This window comes from Mycobacterium sp. TH-M103 (genome assembly GCF_057473785.1).
In genome coordinates this window covers 1-3,945 of the sequence record NZ_JBYCLG010000118.1, presented here as the reverse complement: position 1 = coordinate 3,945, position 3,945 = coordinate 1, and the positions used below count along the sequence as shown (strand labels likewise).

Here is a 3,945-nt window from a genome sequence, read left to right as displayed (position 1 = left end):
GCGGAAGGGCGCTCCCCGACGGTCGTGGCGCGCGCACTGAAAATCCGCAACCACCATCTGTCCAACAACAACGCCTTGCAGTTCGTGGAGATCGCCGGAGAGACCTACTGTCCGAACGACTTGTCGGCTGCCGTCAATAGTTGAACAGCGTGACCAATCAGGGGACGGCGACCATAGCGTGCTCGTACCACCGAAAGCAGTTGCCACGCAAGATTTCCGAAACGGCTTTGGGTTCTCCACACGGAGCCTACCGGCTCGCTTGATGTTGACAGGGAGGCAACAGTGACACCGATGTTCGTTAAGCCGCTTGTGGTCGTAGCCGGGATGGCCGCCTTCGCGGTGCCGGCAACCGCGCACGCCGACGACGCCGCCTTCTTAAACGCGCTCAACCAGGCTGGTATTCAATTTCCGGATACGTCCGCAGTCAGGTCCGCAGCCCGGGAGGTGTGTGACTACCTCGCAGATGGTCATACCGCCGCACAGGCCGCGCGCGGGGTGAAAAACGCCAATCCCGAGCTGACGCTGACACACGCAGGCCAGTTCGTGGCCATCGCACGGGATACGTACTGCCACCAGTCCGTCACCGGCGCCAGTGACAATCAGCCTGTCGCCGACCGGTCGCAGCCGTAGTCGGTGGCTGTGTGGGCCGCTCACCGAGGCCCGGTAAGGCGGCGGCGTCGGCGGTTCCTTCGACCGTGTTGACGCGATCGATTTTCTGCGTGAACCTGCCCGATTCCGCGCAGTAATGGGGATCCTCGGCTCCACTGTTACAGCAAGACCGGCTCATTCGGTGGTCGAGTACGTTCGGCGGTGGGGATGCGAATGGGCCGTGTGGGCGAGGAAGCGAAACGCAGGTCGTAGTTGGAGCCGAAGCGGTTGGGCCGGGATTCGGTTGCAGCGCGGTCCTGCTCGATCGTGGCTGGACACAGGTTGACCAGATCCACGGATTTACTGTAACGATGCCCCAAATCATCTCGATGGGATTGAGATCGTGAACGGAGCCTGGTAGGCGTTCAACACGACGCTGGTGACGACAGCCGACGCTGGCGGGCCTTGAACTTGGGCACCACCAAGGTACCTGCACGCACCCCATCTGAACCCATGTGACCGCGCCGCCAAGCAAAGACTTGATTGTTAGCCGCCGCCACCGCCGCCCATCGGCGGCAACGGGCAATACGCCCCGCGGGCCAGGTTTACGAATTGAACGGCTTGAATCGACGAAAGCTTGGGATTTTGTTCAGCCACCATTTGCACGGTCTCGTTTTCCGTGTGTCGTCCGGCGATGATATAGGAACACACAGCTTTGCCGCTGGATATGGCCTGATCCGCGTTCGGGTATTGAATTCCCTCTGCGTTGAGTGCTTCGATGAATGCGTCGTCGTTCCCGTCGTCCCCGTCGGCTTCTGCGACGCCAGATGCGCCGAAAAAGGTTGTTGTACAAGCGATAGCCACAAGCAGCCGCTTCATTGCGCACATGTCGTCTCCCATCTCGAGATCCGAAAGAGATTCGACCCAAAGCATAGGGCACGATCGGCCGGATGGAACCTTACTTCCTACCGTCGGCGGAATCGATGGAACCGTGCAGTCGACGGTGATGCTGGCTGCGGATCTGCCTTGCTGCTAAGGCGATCTTTCCATGACACGCAGCGCGAGCGAAAACAAAAGGCGCGCTTCGGGATCGGCCAGTGAGACCGACAGCAGTCTCTCGATCCGCCGCACCCGGTAACGCACGGTGTTGGGATGCACCTGCAGCGCCCGCGCCGCGGCGCCGACGTCGCCGAAGCTGTCGAGGTAGACGCGGAGGGTCTCGGCCAGCGCCGGGTCCTGAGCGTGCAGGTCGCGTATCCGCGGATCCACCAACCGTTTCTCGGCGGCGACCGCGGTGACGATCTCATCGAGCAGGACGGTGGTGCGTGCCTCGGCCAGCGACGTGACCTGCCCGATCGAGACCGGGTGGCGCTCGGCGCTGTCGAGCACGCGGTCCACCTCGGCGCGCGCGCCCGCGACAGCCGCCAGACCCGCGACCGGCGCCGCGATGGCGGCCCGCAGCTCGATACCGAGCTCGGCGCGCAGAGCGCCGATCGTGCCGCGGACCCAGGAGGTGACCGACCGCGTCGTCGCGGTCTGCGGCAACAGCACATAGATCCGTGAGCCGTGTGAGGCCACCCGGGCGTCGCCGCGAAATGCACTGGCGCTCAACGCCACGACGTCGGACAGCCGCGGGGGGCGGGGCATGGTGGTGTCCGCGGTATCCCACCCGATCAGCACGGCACTGCCGTCGACGGTCAGGCCGAGCTCGGCGGCGACGGCGGGCACGTCGGCGGGCTCGCCGTCGGTCAGGCCCAGCAGCTGCTGCAGCCGGCGGGTCTGCGTCGACGGCCGCGCCGCCAGCCGCGCCATGATCCGCGCGGCCAATACCGCCGCTCCCCGCAGCACCTCCTCGGCGTCGTCGGCCAGCGGCCGCGCACCCTGCTGCACCCAGATGGTGCCGGCGAACACCGGGGCGCGGCGCGCGTCGGCCGCCGGCTGGTAGATCCCGACCGCCAGGCGCGGGCGCAGCCCCAGCGCCGGGCGCTCGTCGACACGCACCACCCCGCCGCCGGCGCGCAGCGCATCGAAGATGCCCCACTGGCCGATCCACTTGAGGTGCTCCGGCGGGCCGGCCCTGCCCAGGATGGAGAGCCGGCGCAGCTCGTCGGCCTCGTCGTTGGAGGCCGAATACGCGAGCACCTGGGATTCGGCGTTCTCGATGCTGACCATGCCGTGGATGCGGTCGGCCAGCGACTGCGCCAGCCCGAACAGGTCGGTGCCCGAGTCGTCCGCCGGGTCGGTGCGGTCCCCGTGATGCTCCAGCACGTGGTTGACCAGCTGGTAGAGCCGCTCCCAGCGGGCCCGCGGTTCCACGGCCACCACCGCCGACCCGGCGGCCACCGCCCTGGTCACCAGCGCGTCGGAGGGCTCCTTGGCGAAGATCGCCACGGGCACGCGCTCGCGCGCCTGCTTGTCCACCCAGCGCAGCGCCTCGTCGTCGGCGACGCCGAGCAGGAAGAAAATGTCGGCCGAACCGGCCGCCGCCGCCAGGCCCAGCCGCACGTCGTCGGAATCGATCAGCGCCGCCGAGCCCACCGGCAGGTCCAGGCCGCGAGGTGCCCCCACCAGGCTGACCAGGGTCGCATCCAACGCGAGCAGCAACTGACCAAGTCCGACACCAGCCGCCCGCATATTGTCGGATTTTACTACCAAGCCCGACCAATCCTGTCCGATCAGACAAACATATCGACGACGGCGGCGGGGACCCTGGCAGGCATGGATGCGATCACCCACGTGCCAGTACCCGCCAACGAACCGGTCCACGACTACGCCCCCGGTTCCCCGGAACGCGCCCGGTTGGTCGCCGAGCTGGCCGCGGTGGCCGACCACCCCATCGACCTTCCCCACGTGATCGGCGGCAAGCACCTGATGGGCGACGGCGAGCGGATCGACGTCGTGCAGCCGCACCGGCACGCCGCGAAGCTGGGGACGCTGACCAATGCCGGGCACGCGGAGGCCACCGCGGCGGTCGAGGCCGCGACAGCCGCCAAAAACGACTGGGCGGCAATGCCCTTCGAGGAACGCGCCGCGGTCTTCTTGCGCGCGGCCGACCTGCTCGCGGGACCGTGGCGGGAGAAGTTGGCCGCCGTGACGATGCTCGGCCAGTCCAAGTCGCCGTACCAGGCCGAGATCGACGCGGTGTGCGAACTCATCGACTTCTGGCGCTTCGACGTCGCGTTCGCGCGTCAGATCCTCGACCAGCAGCCGCTCAGCGGGCCGGGCGAGTGGAACCGCAGCGACTACCGCCCGCTGGACGGTTTCGTCTACGCCGTCACCCCGTTCAACTTCACCTCGATCGCGGCGAACCTGCCGTCGGCCCCGGCGCTGATGGGCAACACCGTCGTGTGGAAGCCG

6 protein-coding genes are annotated in these 3,945 nt (G+C 67.2%); 3 read left to right on the top strand and 3 right to left on the bottom strand.

The genetic code is table 11. The annotated features are described in order from the left end of the window. Both AC2VOR_RS06710 and AC2VOR_RS06705 read left to right on the top strand, forming a co-directional pair. Positions 1-144 (top strand): DUF732 domain-containing protein (locus tag AC2VOR_RS06710; RefSeq protein ID WP_486963440.1); only part of this gene is annotated, 144 nt, incomplete at its 5' end. 147 nt (positions 145-291) lie between these two features. Then, the gene (locus AC2VOR_RS06705; protein ID WP_369741481.1) at positions 292-630 is read left to right on the top strand and encodes a DUF732 domain-containing protein; all 339 of its coding nucleotides are present in this window, start codon (positions 292-294) and stop codon (positions 628-630) included. Positions 631-767: 137 nt separating this feature from the next. On the opposite strand, the gene AC2VOR_RS06700 is transcribed toward AC2VOR_RS06705, so the two are convergent. From AC2VOR_RS06700 to AC2VOR_RS06690, 3 genes are all read right to left on the bottom strand, one after another. After that, positions 768-944, bottom strand: a complete 177-nt coding sequence (locus AC2VOR_RS06700) for a hypothetical protein (RefSeq protein WP_369737506.1) — start codon at positions 942-944, stop codon at positions 768-770. Positions 945-1,134: 190 nt separating this feature from the next. Further along, on the bottom strand, positions 1,135-1,467 hold the full coding sequence (locus AC2VOR_RS06695; RefSeq protein ID WP_486963439.1) for a DUF732 domain-containing protein: 333 nt from the start codon (positions 1,465-1,467) through the stop codon (positions 1,135-1,137). Between the two features lie 153 nt (positions 1,468-1,620). Further along, entirely contained in the window at positions 1,621-3,222 is a 1,602-nt protein-coding gene (locus tag AC2VOR_RS06690) for a PucR family transcriptional regulator (RefSeq protein WP_486963438.1), read from the bottom strand. An 84-nt stretch (positions 3,223-3,306) separates the two neighbouring features. Here AC2VOR_RS06690 and AC2VOR_RS06685 point away from each other — a divergent pair. Beyond that, positions 3,307-3,945: aldehyde dehydrogenase family protein (locus AC2VOR_RS06685; protein ID WP_486963437.1), on the top strand; the 639-nt coding region annotated here is incomplete at its 3' end.